This window comes from Flavobacterium sp. RHBU_24 (assembly GCF_046613695.1).
Lineage (GTDB): Bacteria > Bacteroidota > Bacteroidia > Flavobacteriales > Flavobacteriaceae > Flavobacterium.
In genome coordinates this window covers 189,124-212,874 of the sequence record NZ_JBKJHD010000004.1, presented here as the reverse complement: position 1 = coordinate 212,874, position 23,751 = coordinate 189,124, and the positions used below count along the sequence as shown (strand labels likewise).

At 42.3% G+C, this 23,751-nt stretch carries 10 protein-coding genes and 3 tRNA genes; 9 read left to right on the top strand and 4 right to left on the bottom strand.

What is annotated here, in order from left to right:
- Nucleotides 1-16 precede the first annotated feature (16 nt).
- Nucleotides 17-1,453: a PQQ-dependent sugar dehydrogenase gene (locus ACLI09_RS06630; protein ID WP_411418811.1), complete on the bottom strand. Its 1,437-nt coding sequence runs from the start codon at nucleotides 1,451-1,453 to the stop codon at nucleotides 17-19.
- Nucleotides 1,454-1,607: 154 nt separating this feature from the next.
- Here ACLI09_RS06630 and ACLI09_RS06625 point away from each other — a divergent pair, with 154 nt between their 5' ends.
- The 3 genes from ACLI09_RS06625 (at nucleotide 1,608) to ACLI09_RS06615 (ending at nucleotide 2,515) form a co-directional block, all read left to right on the top strand.
- Nucleotides 1,608-2,186, top strand: a complete 579-nt coding sequence (locus ACLI09_RS06625) for a hypothetical protein (protein ID WP_411418810.1) — start codon at nucleotides 1,608-1,610, stop codon at nucleotides 2,184-2,186.
- A gap of 160 nt (nucleotides 2,187-2,346) precedes the next feature.
- Nucleotides 2,347-2,430, top strand: a tRNA-Ser gene (locus ACLI09_RS06620).
- Between the two features lie 7 nt (nucleotides 2,431-2,437).
- Nucleotides 2,438-2,515: transfer RNA gene (locus ACLI09_RS06615), tRNA-Pro, on the top strand.
- A 560-nt stretch (nucleotides 2,516-3,075) separates the two neighbouring features.
- Here the strand turns inward: ACLI09_RS06615 and ACLI09_RS06610 are convergent.
- The 3 genes from ACLI09_RS06610 to ACLI09_RS06600 form a co-directional block, all read right to left on the bottom strand.
- Nucleotides 3,076-7,404 (bottom strand): GEVED domain-containing protein, encoded by a 4,329-nt coding sequence (locus ACLI09_RS06610; protein WP_411418809.1) that lies wholly within the window; start codon nucleotides 7,402-7,404, stop codon nucleotides 3,076-3,078.
- Nucleotides 7,405-7,601: 197 nt separating this feature from the next.
- Nucleotides 7,602-13,682: a T9SS type B sorting domain-containing protein gene (locus ACLI09_RS06605; protein ID WP_411418808.1), complete on the bottom strand. Its 6,081-nt coding sequence runs from the start codon at nucleotides 13,680-13,682 to the stop codon at nucleotides 7,602-7,604.
- Between the two features lie 110 nt (nucleotides 13,683-13,792).
- A complete protein-coding gene (locus ACLI09_RS06600) occupies nucleotides 13,793-16,879 on the bottom strand; it encodes a gliding motility-associated C-terminal domain-containing protein (protein WP_411418807.1) in 3,087 nt (1,028 codons plus the stop codon).
- Between the two features lie 849 nt (nucleotides 16,880-17,728).
- Between ACLI09_RS06600 and ACLI09_RS06595 the strand changes: the two genes are divergently transcribed.
- The 6 genes from ACLI09_RS06595 (at nucleotide 17,729) to ACLI09_RS06570 (ending at nucleotide 23,749) form a co-directional block, all read left to right on the top strand.
- On the top strand, nucleotides 17,729-18,787 hold the full coding sequence (locus tag ACLI09_RS06595; protein ID WP_411418806.1) for an alpha/beta hydrolase: 1,059 nt from the start codon (nucleotides 17,729-17,731) through the stop codon (nucleotides 18,785-18,787).
- 12 nt (nucleotides 18,788-18,799) lie between these two features.
- Nucleotides 18,800-19,720 carry a YybH family protein gene (locus tag ACLI09_RS06590; RefSeq protein WP_411418805.1) on the top strand — a complete coding sequence of 307 codons (921 nt, stop codon included), beginning with the start codon at nucleotides 18,800-18,802 and terminating at the stop codon, nucleotides 19,718-19,720.
- Nucleotides 19,721-19,773: 53 nt separating this feature from the next.
- Entirely contained in the window at nucleotides 19,774-20,862 is a 1,089-nt protein-coding gene (locus ACLI09_RS06585; RefSeq protein ID WP_411418804.1) for a sensor histidine kinase, read from the top strand.
- Between the two features lie 9 nt (nucleotides 20,863-20,871).
- A complete protein-coding gene (locus ACLI09_RS06580) occupies nucleotides 20,872-21,603 on the top strand; it encodes a LytR/AlgR family response regulator transcription factor (protein ID WP_411418803.1) in 732 nt (243 codons plus the stop codon).
- Nucleotides 21,604-22,180: 577 nt separating this feature from the next.
- Nucleotides 22,181-22,254, top strand: a tRNA-Arg gene (locus ACLI09_RS06575).
- 319 nt (nucleotides 22,255-22,573) lie between these two features.
- Complete coding sequence (locus ACLI09_RS06570; protein WP_411418802.1) at nucleotides 22,574-23,749, top strand: GlmU family protein; 1,176 nt, start codon at nucleotides 22,574-22,576, stop codon at nucleotides 23,747-23,749.
- Nucleotides 23,750-23,751: the final 2 nt, after the last annotated feature.

Below are 23,751 nucleotides of genomic sequence, written 5' to 3'. Positions count from 1 at the left end.
TAATCGAACATCCAAATTACTTCACCGGAATTAATCTATATATTGCCGCAGCCGGTTTTTCTACCGCTACATAAATGTAGCCGTCCGGACCCTGCCTTACATCGCGCACACGTCCTATGTTTTTGAGCAGTTTTTCTTCCTTCACAATTTTATTGCCGTCAAGATAGCACAGGTTAAGGTATTTAAAACGTAGAGAACCCACCAGTACCGCGCCCTTCCAGGGTTTGTAAATATCACTGGTAATAAAGGCCATACCGCTGGGGGCTATGCTGGGTATCCAGTAATGTATAGGGTCTGTTATTCCCGGTGCCTTGGTTTTATCGGTTATTATCTGGCCGTTATAGTTTATTCCGTAAGAAGCTACAGGCCAGCCGTAGTTATTATTAGGCTTTACGATGTTAATTTCGTCGCCACCGCGCGGGCCGTGTTCGTTTTCCCACAGGTCGCCCGTAAAGGGGTTAAACGCCATTCCCTGTTCATTACGGTTGCCGTAGCAGTACAGCGTGTTAGTTTTGCCGTCTTTGTCTTTAAAAGGATTGTCGGCCGGTATGCTGCCATCTTCATTAACCCTATGGATTTTGCCCAGCTGGTTGTCAGCCGTTTTTTGCGGGTTTTCCTGCTCGTTACCGCGCTCTCCCACGCTGATAAATAAGTGCCCTTTGCCATCAAAAACAAGGCGGCTGCCATAGTGGTGGCGGGTAGGGGCATAGGGCAGTGCCTCAAAGATGATTTTTTGGTTTGCCAATGTATTGCCGTTTAGTTTGGCACACATTACAGCCGTAGTGGCCAGGGTTTTATTGCCTTCCTGTTTCGGCTTTGAATACGAAAAATATATTGTGCTGTTTGTTTTAAAATTAGGGCTTAACTGTACATCCAGCAAGCCGCCCTGACCGTCGGCAATTACCTGGGGCACGCCGCTTATTTCCTGCTTCTTTTTATTTTTAATTTTGTAAAGTTTGCCACCCTTTTCAGTTGCAAGGATACTGCCATCTGGTAGAAACGCCATACCCCAGGGAATGTCGAGCCCGGTAGCAATGGTATCAAGGGTTATAGTAAGGCTTTCGCTTTTAAATGTGCTGCTTATAGGTTCATTATCAAAGTTATAGGCTTCAGTTTTTTGTATTCCCGTTAGTATATATTGTGCAAGTTCTTTTGTTTCGGCATCGGTAAATGTTTTTTCAAAAGAAGGCATCCCTTCGTCTGGCCAGCCATTTTTTATGCTTACTACAAGGTCGTTAAGCTTGTTGCCGTGCTTCCATTGCCTGTCGGTAAAAGCGTCCATCTTTTCGCCGTGGCAGCCAGCGCAAAAGTTGGCATAGTTTTCGGCAGGTGTTCGGTTTGCATCGGTTTTTGTAATAGGGGTAACTTCGGTATATACCGCACCTTGTGTATATTTGTAACCCGCTGTAAAGGCGGTAATGGCAAGGGCGGGGATAAGGAGGTATGTTTTCATTCAGGATAAGGTTTTACAGATTTTTTGGAATTATTCAAAGCTACATATTTTTACCTATAGTCAAATGCCGGAACCAAAATTTAGAATGATTTTGCACAGGTTGCCCGCTCTGTATAATTTTAGTTATATTTGGCCCACAAATAACCCTATTACCTTGAAAAAAATAGTTTTAACGCTGGCCTTTGCAGCAATGTGTATGCTAACACAACCCGCCATTGCGCAGGAATGTAACTACACAGTAGATGATAAAACGGAAGGGCAGGAGCTAAAATCGCTGCCTGAATACCTGATGTATGAAAAAGTATTTGCAGGTACATCGCAGTTTTTATTCTTTTCGCTATCTATAAGCCGGGGGATGCCGCTGGTAAATATGGAGCTATTGAGCAAGAGTAAGGACTTTGCGAAAGCCTACTGTATTGATAAAGCTTCTAAAATATACATACAGCTTGCAAACGGCAAGATTATTTCACTGATAAGTGCGACTGAAGAGCAGTGCAGCGGCCTGATGTATGACGCTAATGAAAAAAACAACATCAGGATACTTACGGGAGTATTTTTATTCCCGGTGGGGTCTATAGAAGAACTCGAAAAATCGCCCATAAGCTTTATACGGGTTAAGTATACTACAGAATCTGTAGATTATTCTATAAAGCGCGAGTTGAACAGCGAAACCATGAAAAAGGCCTACAACCCGGAGCGTTATTTTATGGATTATCTTAAATGCATAAAATAGCTTGAGGTTAAATATGGAGGCATTTTGCTGATTGTTAAACACTTTTGATTTTTAGTGAAAAAAAAGCAAAAAAACCTCAAAAAATAGTTGCAGTTAATTAAATAAAAAAGCTACATTTGCAACCGCAAAAAAGGTCAAACTTTGTTGCAATATTAAAGGAGGAGAGGTGCCGGAGTGGTAACGGAGCAGATTGCTAATCTGTCAGCGAGTAATCGCTGCCAGGGTTCGAGTCCCTGTCTCTCCGCTTCTTTCGGGGTGTAGCGTAGCCCGGTCATCGCGCCTGGTTTGGGACCAGGAGGTCGCAGGTTCGAATCCTGCCACCCCGACCAGTACAAATCCCAAAATGTACTAAAAGCCGTAAATATCAAGTATTTACGGCTTTTTTATTTTGTGTCAGATACCATCATAAACCATAAATCACTAAATGTGAGTTATTAGGTGAGTACTTTGCTTTTAAATTGCCAAAGGTTACTCTAATATGATCTGGCAAAGCAATTAATAAGACGCCGTAAAGCAACTTTCCATCGGTGAAGAGTGAGAAGCCCCTCATATCACAACACCTTATGGACAAAGACAATATGGCCACAATTTATAAGCCGGCCCCAGGCTATATAAACTACCCATAGCCCAACCAGCCTTACTAAATTACTGAAAGAGAATATCCCAGAAATGATTTTCTTATGTCAACTGAACTATAATTCCTGATTGATTTTGAGTGTTCCATGGTTGCTGATGAGACGAAAAACAATGAAAAAAGGACAGCTTTTACACTGTCCTCATTTTTTTATCTGTAAAACTTATTGCCGGTGAATTGCTTCTTAGCAGAGCCTGCGTCCCTTGGGCTTAAGGGAGGCATAAAAGTTAAGAATTACTTGTAATAAGTGTTGCATTATTGCTTCACAAATTTTAATGTAGCGGTTTCATTTTCAGAGTAAATCTGTATGATATATGTAGCCGATGGTAGTTGTTCTACACTAACGGTTACAGTGGCAGCATCAAACTCCTTTTCTATGACCGTTTGCCCTAATAAATTAACTACACGGATACCGGAAATAACATTGCTGTTAGTAATCGTGATATCGGTAATTACAGGATTTGGATATAATGAAAGGTTTTTAAACGTGTTGTTTACCGTACCCGAAGTTGTATTCACCACAAGGGTATAGTCTTCCGCTTCACCTATCCCGGCACTAAAGATGCACGGGTTGTCTGGCGACTCATCATTAAAATCTGCCAGTATCCTCATCCTGTGGCTGCCCAGGGCTGCAAAAGAAGGTATGGTAAAGGTTCCGCTTGCACTGCCGGAAAATGTGGTTGATTCAAAAACCTGTTCCCCGGCATCGGCAAAATCATAGTCGTCATTCCAGTCTACCCAAACAGAAAAACCATAAGTGGCTACGCCCTCTCCAAATGATGCGGTAAAATTTACGTCGGATAAGTTACTTTGTGTTACAATTTCACCGGTAAAATTACCATAGCCGTTTTCAGAATATCCTGAAGCGGTGTTACTAATATTGGTTGTAGCGCCGGTTGTGGCAAAATTGTTTATAAAATTAGATGTCGAAGCACTATTCGGCGTACAATATCCCGCATAAAATATTACTACTGCCCAGTCGCTGTAGTTGTTCTCACCACAATTACTGCGCACATATATATAATTTGTGGCATCAGCTATTAAAGTTACAGGTGCAGAGAGTGCGGTGGTGGCTGTTCCGCTGCCCGCCGGTGGCACTTGTGATGTTGTTGCAGCATATTCAAACCCTACAGGTGTTGTACCTGTTGTGGGAGCCGCCCAGCTTACCGTTCCGGCAGTTCCGGTAGCGGTAAGCGTAAGGTTTTGTGGTACAAAACAATTAGGTGCATTAGCTACGGTAACCGTATAGTCTTCTGCCTCGCTCCACACAATTAAATCGCACGGGCTGGTGTTAGAGCCGTTGCGTGATCGTATCCTCATACGGTAATTGCCAAGGGGAGTGCCCGCCGGTATTGTTATGGTTCCGGTTATTGTGCCTGCCGGTGCCGCAAAATTACCCAACTGTTCATTTGTACTGTTAAAAATAAGGTCATTATCCCAATCTACCCAAATGGTAACTGCGGTAAAGCCATTAACCGTAACACTGTAATTAAAAGACTCTCCCGGGGCTTGTTTTACTGCCATATAGCTATAATCGGTATAGCCTGATGCCTGGCCGCTTGTGTTGCTAATGTTTACAAATCCGTTTGTAGTAGTAACATTTGTAATACTGCTTGTGGTGTTAGCAAGAGAGTCAGAGGCGTCATTTGTTGGGATACATGGCATAAGTGCTATACTTCCCGTTACATCGTCAGATATACATATGCCATTACTGGCCCTTACTTTATAGTAATACGTTCCATTTTCTAATCCGGTAACAGTAAGCGTTTGTGCTGTAACATTAAACGGAGACCCTGCAACCGGTGTTGTATAAGCGGCATCACTGTATACTTCTACTATGTAGGTAGGCGTTGTACCGGTACCCGGGTTAATAAGCATCCACTCAAGTTTTATACTGCTTGAAGTAATTATAGACGGAGTAACGGTGATAACCGCACAGTCCGCAGACACAATTTTTAAGGTGTAATCTTCATAATCGCCTGTAGCTCCAGAACATGGCTCAGGGCCGTTTTCATTAAAAATGTTTTTTGCCATACCTATCCTTAAGCGGTGGTTGCCCAGTGGTGCACCTGATGGTATGGTAAACATATCTATTGCCGTAAAAGGATATTCTGTGTTATTGTCTATGACAGTTACAAGTTCGCCCTCATCGTCAAAATCAGTATCATCGTTAAAATCTACCCATATTTTTGTCTGGTACCCCGGGTCGCCGGGATTTGCGGAAATACTGAAATTAACAGATCCACCGGGCCACGAAGTGGCAATGAGGTTACTGTAATTAGTATATTTATTATATGCATCGGTTTCTGATGGCGTATTGTTAATTTCCCCCAGTACAACATTAGTTATGCCCATATTAGGTAAAGAAAATACGGCAGGTGTACAGTATGCTATAGTAACCACATCTGTTAGGTAAGCAGATGTACAGGTTCCGTTATTAGCCTGTACCCTTACATAATAAGGACTATCCATAACAAGGTTTGTCAGGGTATACGAAGTGTCCTGAATGTTTTGAACAGGAAAACCGGCAACTGGGGTAATGTAGGTTTCGTCGGTATAAACACCTACGGTATACGTTACAGATGTTGCCCCTTCACCAGGTGTGGCGAGAGACCAGTTTAGCGTAGCGGATGATGTAGAAGCTGTGGTGTGTGAAATCCAGTCTAGCGCCGGGCACTCAGTTAAAATCCGGCCAGACAATGCAAATATATTTGGTATTTGCCCTTCTACTTTTGTAAACTGCACGCCGGTAACAATTTTTCCCTGGTTTTCGGCATCAATACTGATGGGAATCTGGAAAATTTTTGAATCTTCCTGATCTGCATTTTGCTCATCGTTATTCCTGTTAACGCGTCCAATGCCGGATACAATATAGTTTCCATTATCAAACCAGTCGTTAATAGGCACGTTGTTTACATCCTGTACAGTATTGTCACTAAACAATATTTGTATATTTACTACCGATGACCCTGCACCTGACGTGGCAGCAATATTCAGGCTGGACAGTTTTACCGGGTAAACAAGATGTAACGTGCCCGTGGTAATGTCTCCGCCTAAACGAAGCGCATTATTGCCTGAATAGTCTGCAAGCAGGTACTGCATTCCGCCCATGCTTGTTATTGTCCTGTTTACAGGCAGACCGTATGAGTTTCCTAAAACATTTATGTTGTTCCTGTAATCTCGTGCAACATAAGAATAATCAGCATCATCTACAGGCTGTGTAGTAGATGCGCCTGCAAGGCCTGGGCCGTTTGCAATAACATCTGCATTAAAATCATCAGGGTTTATACTTAAGGGCGTCAGGTTGCTCAAAGCAGTAAAACTACCTGTTGAAAAAGTACTTTCTGTACATGATGCAGAAGACATGCCTCTTACCCTATAGTAGTATGTACTGCCCTGTGTAAGGCCGGTAAGGTTAAAGCTTATTGTGGTTAGGCCGTTGTGTGCTGTGCCAAACAGGTTTGTAAATTCAGCATCAGTATAAACCTCAAGGTCGTAAGTTGCATTGCTGCCCATTATACTGCTCCAGTTTATTGTTGCCGATGTATTTGTAATATCACTCGCAGCGGCAGCTACCGTTGCCGGTACACACGTTGTTGCAGCTAACATAGTGGCAGGGCTGTACAGCGGGCCGCCGCCGCACGTGGTGCTGTTATAGGCGTATATAAAATAATAGAAACCTGTATCAGGCATTAGGCCTGTATCATTAACCGATACCTGGCTGCCCACAGAAAGTACCGGATTTCCGCCAAGCGAAGTGCCGGCAGTATATATATTGCCGGTAACTGGTGGTATAACTATGTTAGGGGACGAACTCCTGATAACAATATGTCCGGTAACGGGTGTATCGGCGGGCGTTATTACAACGGTAGCTGCGGTAGGGGTTATATTGCTTACAGCCGCGGCAGGAGCTGCCGGGGCAACACACGCGGGCGGCGGCGTAAATGAAAATTGAAGGCCGTTAACAGGCATAATAACTGGTGAGGTTGAAATTGAAGCGCCTGAATAAGTTCCTGTTGTTGTTGCAGCCCATGATGCTGATGATGTACGGTTAGCATAGTCTGATGGTAAATTGCCACGAAGGCCTACCTGTACAAGGGCGTTAGAAAGTGTAGCACTACATGCACCATATACTATATCTACAACATTTGTTGTTTCATGTAGCTGTATCTGGAAATTCAAAACATCCTGGCCAAGCGACGTGAACCTTTTAGCATTATTCCATTGAACAATAAAAGTACGGCCTGGCGCGCTGCCGGTTGTTGTATAAGTAATACCTTCAGACCCTTTTAAATTTACCCCAAAAGCTGATATAGCACTGTCATAAAATCCGGAATTTGAAATTGGCGAATAATTTGTTTCTGACGGGAGTGTTTCGCCAAAAGTGATATAGCCATTATAACTGAGGTTAACCGTAGTATATGTTATACCGTTCATTACAAAATCAAACCCTATGGGTAAGGAGGTGTTGCCATTATCCCAGTCCGCCGGCGACGCGGTGTCTTCTGTACCGGTAATGGGCGTATATGTGGTATTACTTTGCGCAAACGTGTAGGCAGAAACTGAGTAAATCTGCGCTGCCATGGGCATTGATGTTAAGAACAAAAGCACTAAGTACAAAAAACTGCTTTGTATGCAAAACCCGATACCGGGGATTTTGTGATGCAGCAGCGGTAACTTTAGTACCTGGCTTCTCATAAATTTGTAATCCTGATTCATAAATAAAGTATTAATAGTTGTTTAATATAGCTGAGTTTATTAAAATGCGCCGCCTCCCGATTTTATCTTTTTAGGGCAAAGTGCGCTTTAAACACACGTTCCGTACCTCCGTCAGGATAGGTAACCGTAAACCAGTAATCATCAGATGGCAATGGATATCCGTTAAAAGTGCCGTCCCATCCCTGGCCCGCCCTTATATCGCTCTTAGGGCTTAATTGCTTAAGCAATTTGCCATACCTGTCAAAAATGTAGATTCTTGATGAAGGAAGATTAGCAAGGCCCACAATGTTCCAGGTATCGTTATGTCCATCACCATTTGGTGTAAAGAACCTTGGGTAATCTATGGTGCACACATCTTCTATGCTTACTGTGGCGCAACCATCGTTATTTGTAACATCCCTTATGTATATCGTATGGTACCCTATAGCAACATTGTCAAATACATTAGAATTCTGCCAGGGCCCGTTTGGCGAAAGGCTATATTGATAATCTCCAAATCCTTGCGCTAACACGGTTATAGCCTGGTTGTCTGAAAACGCGTTGCTCACTACATAACCGGTGCCTATTAAGCTTGCGGGCCCAGACATTGTTACATCCCATTCGGGTACCACGTCAGCCACACAGTAATTAGGCCCGGCGCCCGTTACCAAAACGCTGTATGTACCGGTTTCGAATGCATTGTAGCCTGCCGATGTGGCTCCCGGAATAGCTATACCGTCTTTAAGCCACTGGAATGTACTGCCAGGGGTAGCGATGTTAGTGCTAAGGGCTACGTACCTAAGTACTGTGTTTGTTAAAAAATCAACACAGCTGGTATGGCTGTCGTTTACACTTGATATAACAGGCTGTGGCAACATGTCTATGGTAACCGGTACAGTAGTGTAAGCCGGACAGCCATTAGGATAGGTGAGGTTTATAATCCTTGCCCAGTATACCGTTGTGCCTGTACGTAGTATGGCAGGCACTGCGTTTTGGCCAGCCTGTGCGTCTGCTTCGGTTAGGTAGTATGTAATTTCATAATCTTCTATTGCGCCCTGTGTGCCTACAATAACCGCCTTAGCGTCATCCAGGTTAACTTCTGCAATACCATCGTTGTCTCCATCCTGGTCGTCACATTTCCTGATAACGGTATCGTCAACAGGGTTAGCGATGGTTTGTGGTGCTACACTAAGGACCAGTGGCAGTACCACGTCGCACCCGGTTGCTACATTTTGCGCGTATACCCAAATTTCCTGCGTATTTGTAATGTTAGTATATAGATAGGGCAGGGTAGGGTTAGAAGGCCCGGGAGGCACTACACGCGGGTCTAACTTATAGTGGCGTACTATATAATCTGTTTGTATGGCCCCTACCGGCAGTAGGGTACTGCGGTAGTTACCAAGGTCGAACCGGGCGAAACCTGTAAAATCATTCTGGCAGATAGTGTAAGGCGGTATAGCTGTTGCCGGTAAGGGATTAACTATCAGCTGTAATGGTACAACTACAGCACACACGGGGCCTCCCGGTTCGCTACCGGTACGCTCAGCACGGACATAAATAGTAGCGCTTGCACTAAAATAGTTTGTAAAATCAGGTATTGGGTTTGTACCTGCTATGGCATCGCTCTCTAACACGTAGTATTTCAACTGTGTGAATAGGGCATGCTGTAAGATATCTTCATTGGCCTGTGTAAGGTCAAATGTTGCCATACCATTGTTATTTAAATCGCTACACACCTCCAGCGGTTCAGGCGTAGGGTTAGGATTTGGTAATGGTAACACCAAAAGTGTTACTGATGTGTAGCTGACGCAACCTTTTGCAGTAGTTACCCTTACCAGGATGGTTTTAGGGTTCTCTCCCACAGGGTTACTATAAGCCTCGGGGTTTATAATAGGTGTATTGGCAAGCAAATCTGCCTCAGATTCAAAGTATGCTACAACATTATCCTGGCCCAGGCTGTATGGAGATAATATTTCGGTATCCCTGGATGTAAGGTTAAACACTGTACGCGAGTCATTAGGCAATGCCTCATTACACAATACATAAACAGCCGGTACGGTAATGCGGGCAGGCGCATTTACTACCAGTTTAAAACTCGTTACACTGAAACATTCTGTAATAGGGTTCTCAACACGCACCCATATCACATCATCATCATGCCCTCTATACGTGGTGGTGTTAACAATCATGGGCTGCCCCGCCAGTGCGGCTGTTTCGCTTGCAAAATACCGTATAGTATCATTAACGCCTACTACCGGCCTGATGGCGGCATCCTGTACTGTAAGGTCAAAGGCAGCAACCTTATCCTGGCCGTCTTCATCACGGTCATCACAAGCCACAAGTTCATCAAGTTCAGGGACTATACTTGCCGGATTTACAACAAAATCAAGTTGCAATGGTACAGAAACACAGCCCGATAAAGTATTAGTAGCTACCGCCCACACCGTATGGTTAGCAGGGTTAAGGTTAAGGTATGATTCTAAATTTTGTATGGGAGAAACGCCATTACTAGCGTTTGTGAAGGTCTCGTAAAACCTAACGTCTAAGTTAACACCGTTGTTAACAAGTCCCGCTATAAGCGCCTGGAGGTTTATTGCGGCAAAACCATTTCCGTCTGTATCACATAGCGAAAGGTCATCTAATGTGGGAGCGGTAAGCTGGGGCAGCGGTACCACCCTTATATCCAGTATTACAATCCTGAAACATCCTGTTTCTGCGTTAGTAACCCTCACAAAAATAGCTTCTACTGCCTCTTGTGTATTTGTATAGGCATGGGTGTCTGCTTCCGGTATTGCGTTGCTTGCCAACACCGCATCCTGGAGGTTGTTGTAAAAAGTAACATCCAGCCCGTTAATCCCGGCAGTAATTTCGTTTATCTTACTGGTCAGGTCAAATACTTCCCTCGCATCGCCGGGATTATTATCATCACATAAACTGTAAGGCACAGGAAATACTACATCTGGAAGCGGGTTAACAATAAGTTGCAGTGTTACAATATCATAACAGCCGGTAACATTGTTAGTTACTTTAATGAATATAGGGTGCCCTTCTGCTGTGGCTGCGCTGGTGTAAGCAGCAGGGTTAGGTATGGCATTTGTATTTGCCACGGCGTCTTCCCGGCTTGTAAAATAGCTTACAATAAACTGCGCAGGGTTCATGGTATTTAGTACTTCCGGTGCATACGTTGTAAGGTCAAAAATCGCTATCCCGTCTGTATCATCATTGCCGTTGTCGCACATTGCGTACGGCGCTAACGGTTGTGTGGCAACCGGAATGGGGTTTACAATAAGTTGTAATGTTGCTATACTAAAACAGTCAGTACTGTTAGACTGGATCCGTATGTAAAGAGTCTGTACGCCATTGTTAGTATAAAATAACAAATTGGTATAGTCGGTAAGATTTGTAATAGGGTTTGTGCCATTGCCAAAACCGGCATCTTCAGCTGTTTCATGAACCGTAGCTGTCACTGTGCCATTAAAGCTTGCTATAATGGCGTCAAGGGTTGGCTGTAAGTTAAAGGTAACTACAAGGTCGTTATCAGGGTCGCATTCCTGTAAGGGCGCAAATGCCACCGCTGCCGGGGCAGACTCTACGATTAATAAGAGGGGTACTATAGCGGCACACCCTGTCCTTAGGTCCTTAACCCGGGCATATACCGTTTCGCCATTCGTGCCGGTGTAGGCTGTATCTAACAGGCTATCAGTACCTCCTGCTTCTGCAGCAGTTTCAGTATTGTAGTATGTTACAGTATACCATGCCGTATTATTCGTTATTTCATCATTTTTACTTGTTAAGTTAAAAATTCCTGTACTCGTATTGCCATCTCCACAAACATGAAGCGGTACTGGTGTAACAGCCTGTGGCAATTTAATGTAAAATGAAATTGCTGCCACACTATAACAGTCAGGCAGACTTGCATGCTGTATCCTTACATAAATTAACTGGCCATCGGTTGCTGTAAATCCATTTGCAAGTATGCCGGTATTAGCCTCGGCATCATTTTCAGTAGCATGGTAGCTTATAGTATAATTAGCCAGGTCCGCATCCTGCACTACCGCAGGATCAAGAAGCGGTATCGTTGCCAGGCTGCTGTTGTATAAACCGGAGGCTATCGTGTTTAAAGATGTAACAACGGCACTGTTAGCGCTGCCGGCATCGGGGCAAAGCACATGCAGAAACGGAGTGGCAACAGGGTTTAGAGCCGGGCTTTTTAAAACACTTATTGAAAAAGGAGTGATGCTATAGCACGTAGAAAGAGTTACATTAGATATGCGTGCATAAACGGTCGCATTAGAAGAAACGTATGCCTGCGGTGCAGTAATAGCGGTACCTGAAGATCCGGCATTGGCCAGTGCTTGTGTTGTATAGTAGCTTACGTTATATGATGATGTATCCTGCGGCCCTAATACAATACTTGTATTAAGGGTAAGGTCAAAAGCAGCAGTAGTACTCGTGCTGCACGATGTTAAATTTTGGGCGGGGTTTGCTACAGGTTCTATAATCCTTTTAGCCTCAAAGTCGGTAAATGAAAAACAGCCTGTCTGGTTATTCGTGATTTTTGCAATAACTGTTTGCGAAACAGTACTGTGTGTAAGTGTTGTAATGGCATTGCCCGCTTCGGCATCAGCCTGAGATGCATAGTAGCTTACCGTAAAATCGGCCGGAGGCTGGCTGCCAAGCACTGCGTTTGTTTGTGCTAAAAGGTTAAATGTTGCAGCCTGCCCTGTTGCCACACACATATTCATATCCGGGGGCCTGTTTGCAACAGGAGGTGGTAGGATTGTAACTTCCTTTTGAAGGTTAATAACTTCGGGTCCCGAATTTAAAATAAAGTCTACCGATACCGTATACGTGCCGGGGGCTGCGTAGGTATGCTGTGTTGTTATATCTGTTGCTGTAGCGCCGTCGCCAAAATTCCATGTCGCACTGGCTATATCAGCGTTTATAGAAATCCTGAAATTAGTTGGGCTGTTGCTACAAAAGTCAGTTGCTTTTATTTCCTGGTTAAAATAAGACTGTATAAATGGCGGAAGCCCGAGGTGTGAAATTTTACTGTCGAGGGGTACACTATGTTGTACAAAACTACAGCCTGCGCCTAGTACATTTGGATTGTTTATAACCCCTAATGTAGGTACATAAGTTTCTGCCACATAAATTTTCCCGTCGAGCGCTAATTGAAGCGACCCGTAATTGGAAAAGCCGGGACTAAGTATAAATTCTGATGCCTTAATGCCTGCCTGTGTGCCTGATGAAAGGTCATACTGGTAAATAGGTGCCGAAGATGCAGATACTGTGCTACAATATAATATGTTACTGTTAGGCGAAAATTCTACGCCATAGGGCAAGTCGCTTTCACTTTGGTTAAGCAATGTAATGGGATTAGAAACTGCCCCTGTCTCATTATTAAAGTCAAATAACTGCAGCCCCCTTGATAAACCGTAAGTAATGGCCGAAGCTAATTTTTTCCCATCGGGTGAAGCCTTTAAACATCCTATTGCACCCGCGCCGCCAGGATCGTTAAGTGTTACCATTGAAATGCCCACGCTGCTTATAACCGGAGTGGTTGTAACTCCCGAAGGGGTTACACGATAGGCTAAAAAGTTTGAATTGCCCATTTTATGTGCAATAACCCAAATATCCTCCTGGTTAGCATGGTATACAGCTGTGATTTTTTCGGCTACAGAGCCCTCAAGGTGTATTATTTTCTGAGAAGGTATCAGATCGCCTAATCCGCCGTCTAATGTCATATCCACAACCCCATAATTCAGGCCGTTAGGGTTGTTAAAGGCTGCAACGGTAAAAATGTAATATTTTGTTATATCACCCGGAAAAGGAATTATTATGGCAGACTGCGTACTCGATGGGTCTCCTAATAAGCCTGTACCATTTGGCATAACCCCGTGGTTACGGTTCCAAACCTTTACACCGTCTGTATAAAACATCAGGTTGCCGTCTTCATCTGATATGGTCGCGCAGCCCTCATCTGTATTTAAATTTCCATCTGTCCTGGCAACAGGGCTTCCTGTGCTGAAACTTACGCCTGCATGGTCACCAAAAAACCAGTTAGTCGCCTGTTTTTGTGCAAAGGCAAGAGAGGTAAAAAATACCAGCAAGCTAAAAGTACTTTTCTTGAAAGAAGATATGTTAGTATTTTTGAGAGGCATGCCTATATATAATTTGAAAAATTTTGTAATAAATAAGAAAAATAGATAACCAGTTTACCGGATTATAATATCTATAATGTAGCTTCTGTTGCTATTATGTTTAATCAGTATTAGTTTTGCCTGTTAATATAAATCCATCCTGTTTTCGCTTCGCCCGTATTGCGCTGGAACATATAAAAATAGGTTCCTGTAGGCAATTCCTGCCCATTGTCGGTTTGCCCGCCCCATTGGTTAGTATAATTACCGCTAAAGCTAAAAACCTCTTTTCCGTAACGGTTAAAAATGGTAAGCTTTGTTACATCAAGGTTGCTCAGGTCAAAGGTATCGTTCAGGCCTATTGAGCCACCCGGCGAAATACCCCGCTGTATAAAGCAGTCGCCCCGGCTGATGTGCAGTTCGGCTACGGAGTAACAGCCATCGGCGTTTTCCGCCCTTACATAAAGATGTGCCGTGGTATCATCCGTTGTATATTCAGCAGGGTTTGCTATGGCGTTTATCGCTTCTTCTGCATTGGCTTCAGAGGTGTAGTAACTCACGTCTAAACCAGCGTCAAGCCCTGCTTCGATTTCAGTAAGGTCATAAGTTGAGCAGCCGGTTACCTCAAGCATTGATGGAATTACAGGGGCATCGTTAACCTGCAATGTAAAGGTCCCAATCCCGAAACAGTTGCCGTTATCAACACGTACATAAACGGTTTGCGCGTCCTCTATGTTATTATAGGCCGCAGGGTTGGCTATAGCATTGGCATTTGCCGTAGCATCAGCCGGCGTAGCAAAGTAGGTTACGGTTACGCCCGGCTGCCCCTGCTGGTACAAGGCATCCTGGATGGTAAGGTTAAATTCGGCAATGCCATTGTTGTCGCTATCGCAAAGGGATAAATCAGGAGCCTGGGCAACCACCGGTAATGCAAGTACATTTACCTGGAACGAAGTATAGTTGCTGCACCCCGCGGCATTTGTAACAGCTACGTAAATGGTTTGCGGATTTACAGTATTGGTAAAGGCTGAGGGTGCCGCAATGGCATTAGCTCCCGCCTGGGCATCGGCCTGGCTGGTGTAGTATGCAATGGCAACCCCGGGCTGGCCTGCCTGTAAAAGCGCGTCCTGCTGTGCAAGGTTAAAACCGGTAAACCCGTCAGCAGTGCTATCGTCGCACAGCGAAAGGTTTGGCAGCGACACTACTGTAGGTACAGCAGGCGTATTAAGCGCGAATGATGTATAAGCGATACAGCCCCCGGCATTTTCAAGCGCGGCAAAAATGGTTTGCGGGTTCGTTGTGCTTGTATAGGCTGCCGGTGCCGTTATGGCATTTGTGCCATTTTGGGCATCTGCCTGGGTAGGGTAGTAGGTAACGGTAATACCGGTTTGGCTTCCTGTAAGCAGGGCATCCTGCTGGGTTAGGTCAAATACCGATGTCCCGTTATTGTCGGTATCGCAAACAGTAAGGTCCGGTGCCTGTGTAACTACCGGTAGCGCCTGTACATTTACCTGGAAGGAAGTGTAGCTGCTGCATCCTGAGGCATTGGTAACGGCTACATAAACAGTTTGCGGGTTTACAGTATTGGTAAATGCGGCAGGTGTTGTAATGGCGTTACTACCTGCTTCGGCATCGGCCTGGCTGGTGTAGTATGCAACTTCAAAATCGGTTGCAGGCTGGGTTCCCAATATTATGGGAGTTTGCTGCAAAAGATTAAATGTTGCAGGCACTGTGTTTGCACATGCTGTGAGATTTGGCGCAGTGTTTGCAACCGGGGCACCAATAATTGTTACCGTAGATGTTATTTCAAAACTCGTTCCGGCAGTGTTAAAAAAAACGACATTTACCTGGTACTCGCCGGGATGGGTATAGGTATGGAAAGGGCTAACCTCTGTAGACGTGTTAGTGCTGGAAGCAGGGTCTCCAAAATTCCATACAGGAGACACAATATCAAGATATGGCTTAATGGTAAAACGTGTAGGGCTGTTAACGCATAGCCCCTCAGGTACTATTTTTTCTTCAAATAACGACGGCAGGAAATTAGGAAATCCGAGGCCTGGTGAATTTGTGCCGGAATATATGGCATTTGCCTGGTAGCCGCAGCCGGTACCTAAGGTAGCCGGACTATTAATAACGCCTATAGCGCCGTCAATACCACCCCTTGCCACATATATTTTACCATCAATGGCAAGCTGTACCGTGCCCAACTCAGTAGCTGATGGTATTATGAGTTCTGACTGTACAATTGCTTGTGTGGTAGGTAATGTAATATCATACTGTACAATCCTGTTTGCATTGCCAGATAATGTATTAGTAGCATATAAAACCTTACTGTTAGCCGAAAATTCAACACCGTAATTCTTAGCGGTATTTAGCAGCTGAGGGTTAGATACTGTTCCCGTTGCTGCGTCAAAGTCAAATAATTCAAGCCCAGGCGTTAACACAGGCACCGGAACCAAAAAACTTCCTATATACATTGAGCCTGAAGCGATTTTTTTGCCATTAGGCGAAACTTTAAGATGGCCCACGCAGTTATGGTCGAACGCATAATCATTAACCATGCCTACAGAACTTACTACCGGTGTAGTGTTTACGCCGGTTTCAGACACAAGGTAGGCAAGAAAATTATTATTGTTATCGGCGCTATGGCAAATAACCCATATCTTATTACCATCGCTATGTGCTATTGCTGTAAGTTTTTCGGTTACAGGCGTGGCTAAAGGGCTTGAAGGTAAAGAAAGGATAACACCATTCCTTAAGGTTACGTCTCCTAACCCACCATCTAAAGTAAGGTCTACTTCATAATAATTTAATCCGTTTACGCCCTGATCCTCCTGTCCTGAAACAGTGAAGATATAGTAAATATTCTGGTTACCCGGTTTTTGAACTATTATGGCGGCCTGGGCTGGCGTACCTGTGCCTAACAGGCCGCTGCCATGCGGCATTTGTATATGGTTACGGTTAAAAACCTGTTGGCCGTCAGTATAAAATAACAGGCTGCCCTCACTTGTTGAAACTGTGGCACAGCCTTCTCCCCCCTGTAATTGCCCATTGGTTAAAAATGAAGGGTTGCCAGAATTAAAGTCTAGCCCTCCGTTAAAGCCATAATACCATATTGCGGTTTCCTTTTGGGAAAATACAGACGAGGTAGCAATTAACAAACCTATAACAAGGTATTTATTAAATGTGGCTGCGATTTTTTTTATACAAAGCGAATTCATATTAGTGATAGTTTATTATATTGTATAGAGTTTATTAATTACGGGGGTAAATGTTTTTTTTGTAAGTTGGGCAATAGTATTGTTTTTACGTATCTGTTTTTTTGGGTCTTATAACTTGTGGATGTGCTGTGAAAAGCCTTTTAGATATAAAAATTAAGTAGCGAAAGTACCATTACAAAAGGTTAATAAATTGATTTAACATTGAGAAAATGGCGACATTGCCTAATAAAAAGAGCGACATTTAACAATTATTCAGGGATAAAGGCTTGTTTACGAGTTCCTTGTGTTTGTTGCTGTTACAGAGCATGGTACCGGTGCGTATCCATCCTGCAATTACCATTTACTACGGTTACTTAGTTTCAGATGTCGGCCCAAAGTGCCGGTTTATCGTATGGTGGCCTGCGTGCTGAGACCAGGCGTTACAAATACTGCGGCAGGCAAGTTTAGTTTTTCATAATGCTTTTTAGTTTAGTTGCTATTTATTATAATGACAAAAGAATTACAATAAACCCTACTAACATTCAATTAAAGAGTAAGGGCAGGGTTTGGCTTAGTATTAGCGGGAGTACGCTTAGTATTCGGTATAGTACTAGTACAGGTGGTATCCTGTCGCGGCTCAGGTGTCGTTTTGAACTGCCTTCCTTCCGAATATATAATTGCTATATATAATTCTGTAAAAGGGTGGTGGAGAGGGATATCAAAAATTGACAGAAGTTTCATACACTTCGCGATGTAGCATCTGTAAGAATTCAGGGTTAAATAGTGTTACGTCAATAAATTCCGTTCGATAGTCAATCCTTTTTTGAAAAAGGACATAATAGCAGTAGCATTGTTAGTAAATATTTAAAAATGAATAAAATGCGACTATTTAATGTGATTTTTCTTTTGATGCCACTTTTGTCATGTCTTGGTGCATCAAATCTTAAGGGGACGGTTGAGACTTTATATCTGGATTCAGAAATCCTGAAAGAAAATAAGATAAATTTAGATACGCACCGTATGGTTAAGGTATATCTGCCTGAAGGGTACAAAACTGCTAAAAAACCATATCCGGTTGTCTATTTTTTACACAATTACTACTGGAGTGCAACACAGGCTTTTGAGGATACCCGTATGTTAGAATTACTTGATCAGGCAATATCAAACGGGGTTACCCGGCCTTTTATTCTGGTAGCTGCCGATTATAGTACCTCAAAAACAGGCTGTTTGTACGGAAACTCACCTGTAAGCGGAAAGTGGCTGGATTTTACCAGAAATGAATTGGTTTCATTTATTGATAGTCACTACCGCACTCTAAAAAATTTTGAAAGCAGGGCGCTTACCGGTGACTTTTTCGGAGCATATGGTGCCTTGAAATTGGCGATGGAATCCCCGGAAATATTTGGAGCAGTATATGCTATGCATCCTGTTGCACTGGGCCAGGGAGACTTACCCTGGTCAGGGATTGGAATTGACTGGGAAGCCATACATAAGGCACAATCATGGGAAGATATATCCGGTACAAATGGCCGGACCCCATTATTTATAACACTTAGCCAGGATTATTTGCCCAATTTAAACAGGCCGCCATTTTACTGCGACTTTTTCACGGAGATGAAAAGTGGAAAACTGGTTTTTGATATAGAAAATACACTAAAAATGCAAGAAGGTTTCTTATTGGACTTGAAACTTAATGACCACCGGGAAAACCTCAAAAAATTAAAAGGAGTTGCTTATGATTGGGCACGGTTTGATGAGACGCGGGCCCATGTAGAGTCTAACCGGCAATTTAGTAGAATGCTAACCGATCTGGGGATTGAGCACGAAGCTGAGGAGTATGCAGGAACCCCATATGATAAGAATTGGATTTCTAATGGGCGTTTTTATGCCCGTGTTTTACCCTTTTTAAATAGCCATTTAATATTTTAATCTTACTGAATTATGAGAGCTAAATTAATTTCTTCAATAGTATTCTTCATCTTATCAATAGCTTCCAATGCTCAGGAACCAGCCAATAGTTTTGAAAACCAAACAGAGCAATTTAATAAAGCGTTTATAAAAGCAATGATGGATGGAGATATGGCAGAATGTCTATCCTTTTTTGATGATGATATAAGACTGATGCCTCCTTTTAATCCTACAATAATGGATAAAGCAGGCGCTGACAAATACTATAAAGCCTTCCTCGATAGGTTTGACATACAAAAATATGAACGCAGCACAGTACATATTGAAATAATTGAAGACAGACGTGCGATTGAAATAGGGAATTTTAAAATGCAAATGGGCACTAAAACTACTGGGGAGCAAAAAGAACTTAATGGTAAATATTTAAATATATGGGAATTAAAAAATAACCGTCCTAAGCTCATTACCTCTATATGGAATTTTAACCAGGATTATGGGCAATTCCATAAACTTTTAAAATTTGAAGGTTTGCCCGGAATTATTACAGCATTTCAAACGCAGCCACCCGTTGATAACCCGCTTATGTTTGAACTTGCAGCCCTCAATTTATTACATGGGTTAGCTGTAACCCAACATGATGGCCCCCGCTGGGCACAATTTTACAATGAGAAAACTTTTCTTATGCCCCAGTATAATGACACTTGTAAAGGGAGTACACAGGTAAATCAATATATTCAGGCCCATGTAAAGGAACTGCCCGTTTTTGAAAAACTCGATATTAGAAATGATAAAGTTGAAGTGGCAGGGGCTTATGTTTTTGAATATGCAAGCCATGTAGCCAACTGGAAGACAGGCGAATATTCTGGGGTAAATACCGGTAAAAATTTGCGTATCTGGAAGAGACAGGATGATTGTTCGCTAAAAATAGTTTACCATGTTAGTGCCTACGATTAAGTTTTTTTGTACCTATGTATGTCTATATTTTATTAATGTAGGTAACAATCAGAATGAATAGCTTAGATAAATATTGGTTTTTTCGTTATAAGATTCATCATCTCATATTCTGGCTTGTATACCATTTTATATGGACGGTATACTATAAAGATTCTCCAAGTCACGGTTTAGAGTATATGCAAACTGCTCCCGGATTTGCAAAGCTGCTCTCATTTGGTATTTTTCAGGCCATCGGAGTCTATTTTTGCCTGTACTGGCTGATTCCCAACTTTTTGAAAAAAGGAAAATATTTACAGTTTATGTGTTTGTTAATAGTAACACTTGCAGCAATGTCTGTACTTAGTTCTACGGGTTATTTTCTGGGCGCGTATTTAATTGACAAGCCTGTAGAACAACTTTATGGGCTTAATGGTAAAAATCCTGTAAACTTATTAAAGATTGAAGCATTTCCTGCTTCCGTAAGCAGTATGACATTGGGGATGAGTATTAAACTAACTAAAAATTGGTTAGAGTCTCAGGAACGGCAAAGACTGCTGGAAAAGGAAAAGCTGGAAGCAGAGCTTAATTTTCTAAAAGCCCAGATCAATCCCCATTTTTTATTCAATACCTTTAATTCTATCTTTGTTCTGATTAATAAAAACCCCAACCTGGCTTCAGAAGCACTTTCTCAGTTTTCAGATTTACTTCGATACCAACTTTACGAATGCGGTGGTAACTCGATACCCTTGGGAGCAGAGTGCAATTATCTTGAGAATTATATTTTATTGGAACGTTTGCGTTATGACCTTGACAACCCTAAAATACAATTGGATATAGATTTAAAAGAGGATAGCTACTTTATTGCCCCATTTATATTAATGCCTTTTGTTGAAAATGCATTTAAGCATTTTGACAGGCAAACTCCATCGGTTATCAATATCTCTCTAAGGGCGGATAATAAAAAATTAGCCCTTAATGTTGAAAATTCGGTTTCACCAAAAATAAAAAAAACACTATTACAGGAGAGCCCGCATCCGGGTATAGGGCTGTCTAATGTAAAAAGGCGGTTATTACTGCAATATCCTGATAACCACGCGTTAATAATAAAGATAGAAGAAAATCGTTTTAAAGTAAATCTGGAGTTAAATTTGACTGTATTATAAGTATTTAAAATGGAAATAAATTGTGTAATAGTAGACGATGAACCGTTAGCGCGAGACTGCATGGAGGAGTATATCTCTCAGGTAGATTTTCTAAAGCTTGCAGCAGTTGCCAAAAATGCCATGGAGCTTCAGGCTGTTTTAGAAAAAGAGGAGGTAAAAGTCGTTTTTATGGATATACACATGCCTATTATAAATGGAATAGATTTTATTAAGAGTTCTACTAATTTACCGTCGGTTATACTTACCACTGCTTATCCTCAATATGCGTTGGAAAGCTATCAGCTGGATGTGTTGGATTACCTGGTAAAACCTATTACTTTTGACCGATTCTACAAATCGGCACTTAAGGTAAGGGATTATCATTTTATGGTTCAGCATTCCCGGGAAGCTTCTGTCAATAATGCGAAACCAAACATTGGCTACTTTTTTATAAAGTGCGATAATAAATATGAGAAAATTTTATTTGAAGATGTACTTTTCATAGAATCCCTCCAAAACTATGTGAGGATACACACCCAAAACCGTGAATTTATAACACTTTTACCATTAAAAACTGTAGAAACCTATCTTTACAACCTGAATTTCAAAAGGGTACACAAATCATATATAGTCTCTATTGCCCGTATTGAATCCATACACGATAATCATATTGCTATAGGGCTTAAAAGAATTCCGATTAGCAGAAATTATCGCGATGTGTTAATTAAAACAATCCATGATAATTTATGGAAAAAGGATTAAGTTTTACGGGTTAAGATACAGTTTGTATAGTAAAGATATAAAAGCTTAAACTGCTAAAAAAGTAAATGGAAGTTTGCTTTCTTATACCTATTAATTACCAGTATAATTTAGATTGTTGGATAGATAAACAAACATATTTGAGTAATATTAGACCTTGGCGTGAAGGAGGTACGCAATTAAGCGGAATAGAATAACTGATATTTTCGAAAAAAACATTAAATTATGATGCATTTCCCTCCCGTCATCTGTAAATAATTAGCCTAACTTTTTGGAAATTAGGCATATTTAAAATCGTATTATAATAATCAGCATAAATTATTTATATTATATACAAAAGCCTTACATTTGCACCCTTATAAGTACATTGACTAATTGAACTGGATGTAACAGGGGATACAAAGAGGCCACAAAAGATTTCATGAAAAATGAAGCCTGTTTGGTTACTCATTTTGTATAATAACTTTGTAAACAGAGGGAATCAACAATATAAGGAGGTGGTGATTAACACTGCCCCCGGCCAGAAAATCCCGTTACTGCGGGATTTTTTTTGAAAAATGTTTGCTGTAACCCAGCATAAGGTCACATAGCTCAGCTGGATAGAGCACCTGCCTTCTAAGCAGGCGGTCTCAGGTTCGAATCCTGATGTGATCACTCTTATAAAGCTCTGTATTTCAGGGCTTTTTTTATTTTTAGATATTGCTGTTTGAATAAATTTATAGTTTTATACGCGTAGAATAGGAAAGTTTGAGCAAAAACCACGGATTTTTCACGGATTAAAAATGAGTTATCAATTAGCTTTAAAACATAGAGAGGCGGATGCCCATAGGCAATCCTGTTTGTGATTGAAAATGAATTCCGGCATCAAGATGACTTTTATAAAATCATCGCCCTTAAACTTACAACCCCATCGCAACCTAATCCCCTTTTTTCCTAACTTTACGACTTTATAACCTGCAATTTTCTAACTAAGATGAACTACATCCTCTTTGACGGCCCCGTGCGCACCGCCCTGCTGCCCTTTACCTTTACCCGCCCCGTGGCCGATATCCGTATAGGCATACTTACAATACGCGAAAAGTGGGAAAAACACCTGGGCTATACCACTACAACCATTACTGAAGAGTACCTTATGGATAAATACCCAATGGTAGAAATGGAGCAGAACGTGCTTATAAATAGTGCGTACCTGCCTAACGAAGTACTGGCTGAAATGGTAACTTCGTTAGAGGAGAACCAAGCGATTTTTTGTGGTGATGAGGTTGTGGCGTTTTACACTAAAGATACCCAGGAGGAAGTAGATTTTGATACCTATGACATTATTGAGTATGAAGATGAGGTGATTAAGATAGAGCACGTGTGGGACATCTTTAAAAAGAACGATGCTGCCCTGCGTGAAGATTTTGAGCTGCTTACCGAAGGCCGCGTTTCGCAGGATGTACCAGCAAGCGTAAATACCATAGCCGCCCACAATATTTTTATTGAAGAAGGCGCTAAGCTGGAATATGTTACCCTAAACGCTTCCACCGGGCCCATTTATATTGGCAGGAATACCGAAATTATGGAGGGTTCTATCATTCGCGGGCCGTTTGCCCTTTGCGAAGGCGCCGTGGTAAAAATGGGTGCAAAGGTATACGGCGCTACCACCGTAGGGCCCGAATGCCGCATAGGCGGCGAGGTGAGCAACTCGGTACTGTTTGGCTATAGCAATAAGGGGCACGACGGATTTTTAGGTAACTCTGTATTAGGTGAATGGTGCAACCTGGGTGCCGATACTAATAATTCTAACCTTAAAAATAATTACGAAGAGGTAAAATTGTGGAGCTACGAAAAGCAAAGCTTTGTAAAAACCGGGCTTCAATTTTGCGGCCTTATGATGGGCGACCATAGCAAGAGCGGTATTAATACCATGTTTAATACCGGTACCGTAGTGGGGGTTTGTGCCAATATTTTTGGCAGCGGCTTCCCGCGTAATTTTGTGCCCAGCTTCTCATGGGGTGGAGCGGCCGGAATGGTAACCTACGATGTTAAGAAAGCCTTTGAAACCGCGCGTATTGTAATGAGCCGCCGTGATGTGGAATTTACCGAGCAGGATGAAGCCATACTAGCCGAAGTATACCAGCAAACCGAGCAACTAAGGGGCAAATAAGC

Excerpts from the sequence above, each read along its gene's own strand:
- ACLI09_RS06630 (WP_411418811.1), bottom strand. The coding sequence starts at position 1,453 with ATGAAAACATACCTCCTTATCCCCGCCCTTGCCATTACCGCCTTTACA.
- ACLI09_RS06610 (WP_411418809.1), bottom strand. The coding sequence starts at position 7,404 with ATGGCAGCGCAGATTTACTCAGTTTCTGCCTACACGTTTGCGCAAAGT.
- ACLI09_RS06605 (WP_411418808.1), bottom strand. The coding sequence starts at position 13,682 with ATGCCTCTCAAAAATACTAACATATCTTCTTTCAAGAAAAGTACTTTT.
- ACLI09_RS06600 (WP_411418807.1), bottom strand. The coding sequence starts at position 16,879 with ATGAATTCGCTTTGTATAAAAAAAATCGCAGCCACATTTAATAAATAC.
- ACLI09_RS06595 (WP_411418806.1), top strand. The coding sequence starts at position 17,729 with ATGAATAAAATGCGACTATTTAATGTGATTTTTCTTTTGATGCCACTT.
- ACLI09_RS06590 (WP_411418805.1), top strand. The coding sequence starts at position 18,800 with ATGAGAGCTAAATTAATTTCTTCAATAGTATTCTTCATCTTATCAATA.
- ACLI09_RS06585 (WP_411418804.1), top strand. The coding sequence starts at position 19,774 with ATGAATAGCTTAGATAAATATTGGTTTTTTCGTTATAAGATTCATCAT.
- ACLI09_RS06580 (WP_411418803.1), top strand. The coding sequence starts at position 20,872 with ATGGAAATAAATTGTGTAATAGTAGACGATGAACCGTTAGCGCGAGAC.
- ACLI09_RS06570 (WP_411418802.1), top strand. The coding sequence starts at position 22,574 with ATGAACTACATCCTCTTTGACGGCCCCGTGCGCACCGCCCTGCTGCCC.